The sequence below is a fragment of the Roseateles sp. P5_E11 genome (assembly GCF_054049355.1).
Map to the genome: position 1 here is coordinate 1 of NZ_JBFUMO010000430.1, position 5132 is coordinate 5132.

4 protein-coding genes and 1 pseudogene are annotated in these 5132 nt (G+C 66.6%); 4 read left to right on the plus strand and 1 reads right to left on the minus strand.

Features of this window, described 5'->3' with window-relative positions:
• The 4 genes and pseudogenes from ACXJKR_RS23815 to ftsZ form a co-directional block, all read left to right on the plus strand.
• Positions 1-645: pseudogene (locus tag ACXJKR_RS23815) on the plus strand (D-alanine--D-alanine ligase); the annotation flags it as partial.
• Positions 642-1469, plus strand: coding sequence for a cell division protein FtsQ/DivIB (locus ACXJKR_RS23820; RefSeq protein ID WP_457324921.1), 828 nt, complete (start codon positions 642-644; stop codon positions 1467-1469). The pseudogene ACXJKR_RS23815 and the gene ACXJKR_RS23820, both read left to right, overlap by 4 nt.
• An 8-nt stretch (positions 1470-1477) precedes the next feature.
• Positions 1478-2707, plus strand: coding sequence for a cell division protein FtsA (gene ftsA / locus ACXJKR_RS23825; RefSeq protein WP_457324922.1), 1230 nt, complete (start codon positions 1478-1480; stop codon positions 2705-2707).
• A 94-nt stretch (positions 2708-2801) separates the two neighbouring features.
• Positions 2802-4040 (plus strand): cell division protein FtsZ, encoded by a 1239-nt coding sequence (ftsZ, locus tag ACXJKR_RS23830; protein WP_056202920.1) that lies wholly within the window; start codon positions 2802-2804, stop codon positions 4038-4040.
• A 52-nt stretch (positions 4041-4092) separates the two neighbouring features.
• Here the strand turns inward: ftsZ and ACXJKR_RS23835 are convergent.
• Positions 4093-5132: Bcr/CflA family efflux MFS transporter (locus ACXJKR_RS23835; RefSeq protein ID WP_457324923.1), on the minus strand; the 1040-nt coding region annotated here is incomplete at its 5' end.

Sequence of the window (5132 nt, forward strand, 5' to 3'; positions counted from 1 at the left end):
ACCATGACCAAGCGGCTGTGGGCCAACGAGGGCCTGCCGACGCCGCAATACCTGGCCCTGTCCCGCGCCGAACTGACTCGCGAGCGCATCCGCACGATTCCCGACACGCTCGGCCTGCCCGTCGTCGTGAAGCCGCCGCACGAGGGTTCGAGCATCGGCATCACCAAGGCCGCCGGCTATTCCGACATGCAGGGCGCTGTCGAGTTGGCGCTGGGCTTTGACGATGAGCTGCTGTTCGAGCAATGCATCGAAGGGCCCGAGCTGACCTGTGCCGTGCTGGGTGAAGGCGAGGGCGCCGTCGCGCTGCCCGTCATCGAGATCCGCGCCGAGGCCGGCAACTACGACTTCGCGAACAAGTACGAGACCGATACGACGCAGTACCTGTTCGGCTCGCTGCCCGCTGCACTCGAGGCCGAGATCGGTCGCCTCGTGCTGCATGCCTATCGCCTGCTCGGTTGCCGCGGCTGGGGTCGCGCTGACCTGATGCTGCGCAAGTCCGACATGAAGCCCTTCCTGCTGGAGATGAACACCAGCCCCGGAATGACGTCGCACTCCCTGGTGCCCAAGGCCGCGCAGGCCGTGGGCGTGGACTACCCGCATCTGTGCCTGTGGCTGCTGTCGCAAGCGAGGCTCGATCGCGCATGAACTCCGCCGCCGCCACCGCCGCGCTGCCGTCCGACATCCGCTTGATGAATGCGGTGTCGGCGCTGCTCGTGGCTGCGCTGGTGGCAACCGCCGCTTGGGGTGTGCTGCGCTGGGTCGTGCGCCTGCCGGCGTTCAACCTGCGCGCCATCCAGGTGGAGGGCGATGTCAGCCGCAACAGCGTGGCCTCGCTGCGCGCCAATGCCCTGCCGCGCCTGCACGGCTCCTTTCTCAGCATGAGCCTGAAGGACGGCCGCGCCGCTTTCGAGGCTGTGCCCTGGGTGCGGCGCGCGCAGCTGACGCGCGTCTGGCCGATGCGGCTGCGGGTCAATCTCGAGGAACACCGGGCCGCCGCCTATTGGGAGGCGCGCACCGATGGTGCCGACTCTGCGACCGAGGCCGCGGCCGAACGGGCCCTGGTCAACAGCTTCGGCGAAGTTTTCCAGGCCAATCTCGGCGACGTCGAGGACGAAACCCTGCCGGTACTCGCCGGCCCGGCGCAGACCGCCGGCGCGATGCTGCAGATGTGGCGGGCGCTGTCGCCAGCCGCTGAAAAACTCGGCGAGGGCATCGACCGCCTGGACCTGTCGGGCCGCGGCTCCTGGCGCGCGACGCTGGGCAGCGGCGCCGTTGTCGAACTGGGCCGCGGCAGCGAGACCGACGTGGTCGAGCGCTTCGGCCGCTTCGCCCAATCCATCACGCAGGTCACGGCGACCTACCGCAGCCCATTGCTGTCCGCCGACCTGCGCCACGCCGACGGCTACGCGGTCAAGCTGCGCGGCGTGACGACGAACACCCCGGGTAAACCCGTAAATAGAAAACGTTGAGGACGGACATGGCCAAGGAATACAAGGATTTGGTCGTCGGGCTGGATATTGGGACCGCCAAGATCATGGCCGTCGTGGCCGAGGTTTTGCCGGGGGGGGATTTGCGCATTGCCGGCCTCGGGGTGGCGCCGTCACATGGCTTGAAGCGCGGCGTCGTCGTCAATATCGACGCCACCGTCCAGTCCATCCAGCAGGCCTTGAAAGAGGCCGAAATGATGGCCGACTGCAAAATATCTAGGGTTTACACGGGGATTACGGGCAGCCATATCCGCGGCCAGAACTCCACCGGCATGGTCATCGTGCGCGACAAGGAGGTCACGCCGGTCGATGTGACTCGCGTCGTCGAAACCGCCAAGGCCATCAATATTCCCAACGACCAGCGCCTGCTGCTGGTCGAGCCGCAGGAATTTGTCATTGACGGCCATGAGGTGAAGGAGCCCGTCGGCATGAGCGGTGGCCGGCTGGAGGTCAAGGTCCATATCGTGACCGGCGCACAGAGCGCGGCCGAAAACATTGTCAAATGCGTGCGCCGCTGCGGTTTGGAAGTGGATCAGCTGGTTTTGAACCCGAGCGCCTCCAGCCATGCCGCCCTGACCGCCGACGAACGCGACCTGGGGGTCGCGCTGGTCGATATTGGCGCCGGCACGACCGATGTGGCGATATTCACCGGCGGCTCGATCCGCCATACCGCCGTCATCCCCATCGCGGGCGACTTGATCACCAGCGATATCGCGATGGCGTTGCGCACGCCGACCAAGGACGCCGAGGAAATCAAGGTCGAATATGGCGTCGCCAAGCAGCTGCTGGCCGACCCCTCCGACCAAGTGGAAGTGCCCGGCCTGGGCGACCGCAGCCCCAGGATGCTGTCCAAGCAGGCGCTGGCCGGCGTCATCGAGCCGCGCGTCGAGGAAATCTTTTCCCTGGTGCATCAGGTCATTCGTGAGAGCGGGTATGAGGAATTGCTGTCCTCCGGCATCGTGTTGACCGGTGGATCGGCCGTCATGCCGGGCATGGTGGAACTCGCCGAGGATATTTTCCTGAAACCCGTCCGGCGCGGCCTGCCCACTTATTMAGGTGCCCTTTACGACATGGTTGCCAACCCTCGCTCGGCGACCGTCATGGGACTGTTGGAGGAGGCCCGGCTGTCGCGCAGCCGAGGTTTCAAGGCCGCGCAGCAGGCCGGTTCGGTGCAAACCCTGCTTGGACGGGTCAAGGATTGGTTCATGGGGAATTTTTGACCCCCCAAAACCAACAATAGCTACGAAAAATTTGTTTCAGCAACTAGTCATCCATTGAGTGCCACGGCACAATTGCAGCAGTTAGGAGATCGATATGCCCATCGAGATGATCGAAGAGTTTGACCAAGGCACCCAAATCAAGGTGATCGGGGTCGGTGGTGGCGGCGGCAACGCCGTGGACCACATGATCGCCCAGGGCGTTCAGGGCGTGGAATTCATCTGCGCGAATACCGACGCGCAGGCACTGAATCGGTCCAAGGCCGACCAGCTGCTGCAACTCGGCACCTCCGGTCTCGGTGCCGGCGCCAAACCCGAAATGGGCAAGGCGGCGGCTGAAGAGGCCGAAAACCGCATTCGCGAATCCATCGCCGGCGCCAATATGCTGTTCATCACCGCCGGTATGGGCGGTGGTACCGGCACCGGTGCTGCACCGGTGATTGCCAGGGTTGCCAAGGAAATGGGCATCCTGACGGTCGGTGTCGTCACCAAACCCTTCGATTTCGAAGGCGGCCGGCGCGCCAAGGCGGCCGATGCCGGCCTCGCCGAGCTCGAAGCAAATGTCGACTCGCTGATCGTCGTGCTGAATGACAAGCTGCTCGATGTGCTGGGCGACGATGTCACGCAGGATCAGGCCTTCGCGCATGCCAATGACGTGCTGAAGAACGCCGTTGGCGGCATTTCCGACATCATCCACATCCCCGGCCTGGTCAACGTCGACTTCGAAGACGTCAAGACGGTGATGAGCGAGCCGGGCAAGGCGATGATGGGCACGGCGCAAGCCACCGGCCCGGACCGCGCCGCCAAGGCCGCCGAAGCGGCCGTGGCCTGCCCGTTGCTGGAAGGCATCGACCTCTCCGGTGCGCGTGGCGTGCTGGTGCTGATCGCCGCGGGCCGCAGCAACTTCAAGCTCAGCGAGTCGCGCAACGCGATGAACGCGATCAAGCGCTACGCCTCGGATGAAGCGCACGTCATCTTCGGCACCGCCTACGACGAGAGCCTGGGCGACGCGCTGCGCGTGACCGTCATCGCCACCGGCCTGACGGCCGGCCGCGCCCGCCAGCAGGCGCCGCTGCAGGTCGTGCAGACCCAGCAGGTGGTGCGCAACGGTACCGACGGCATGCCTGTGCTGACGCAGGCCGTGGCCATGGCCACGCCGGCCACGGGCCAGCAGGCCAATGTCGGCCTCGGCCTGGGCGACTTTGCGAACGCCAATGTGCCCAGCGTCTGGCGCCATGGCCGTTCGGGCAGTGCCGCGGCCAAGGTCGAGGCGCTGTCGTCCAACGGCATGGACGAGATCGAGATCCCGGCCTTCCTGCGCAAGCAGGCAGACTGATCAGTCGCTGATCCTAAGAAGGSCGAGCCGTGAGGCTCGCCCTTTTGCTTTGTCAGGACGCGCGTACTACCGCCGCGGCCGGCTTTGCGGCGCCAGAAAGCAGGGCCAGCAAACCGCCTCCCGCCAGCACCAGGGCCAAGGCATCCATGCGCGCACCGGGCAACGTCGCGGCAGCCGTTGTCAGCAGTGCCGCTGCCGCCATCTGCAGAAAGCCCAGCAGCGCGGAGGCCTGGCCGGCCTGCGATGCAAATGGCGTCAACGCCAGTGCGGTGCCAGTGGGTGAGACCAGCCCCATGCCGAACAGGAAGATGCCCACCGCGACGGCAAAACCCGCGAGACCGGCTCCACTCGCGACAAGCATCGTCAGGCCGCCGAGTGTTGCCAGCGCTGCGCCAATGCGCAGCACGGTGGGGCCACCCCAGCGCGAGGCCCAGTGCGGCGCGGTCTGCCCTGCTGCGAAGACGACGAACACGGACGTGGCAAAGAACAGCCCGACCTGCAGTGCGCTGAAGCCGAAGTCGCGCGCCAGCACCAGCGGCGCGGTGCCGAAGAACGCAAACAGCGCGCCGAGGATGGCGGCGGTGGCGAGTGCCGGGCGCATGAAGCGCGCATCACCCAGCAGCACGACGTAGCCGCGTGCCAGCGCGCTGGCCGGCTGGCGTCGCCGTCTCTCGGCCGGCAGCGTCTCGCCGACGATGCCGACATAGGCCGCCGCCAGCGCCAGCCCTGCCAGCACCAGCACGACAAACAGCGCCCGCCAGCCCCAGGCGGCCTGTACAAGACCACCCAGCAGCGGCGAGAAGCCCGGCGCGGCGGCCATGACAACCATGATGCGGCCGAGCAGCGCAGCGAGTTGCGGGCCTTCGAAACGGTCCCGCGCGGCGGCGCGTGCCAGCACCGACGCGGCGGCGACGCCGACGGCCTGAAGCGCGCGGCCGAACAGCAGCAACGGCAGATCGCTCGCCAAAGCACAAACCACGCTGCCCACGATGAAGACGGCCAAGCCGCCCAGCACCACGGGCCGGCGGCCGATGCGGTCCGACAACGGGCCGACGATGAGTTGGGCCAGCGCGAACACGGCGAGGAAGAGGC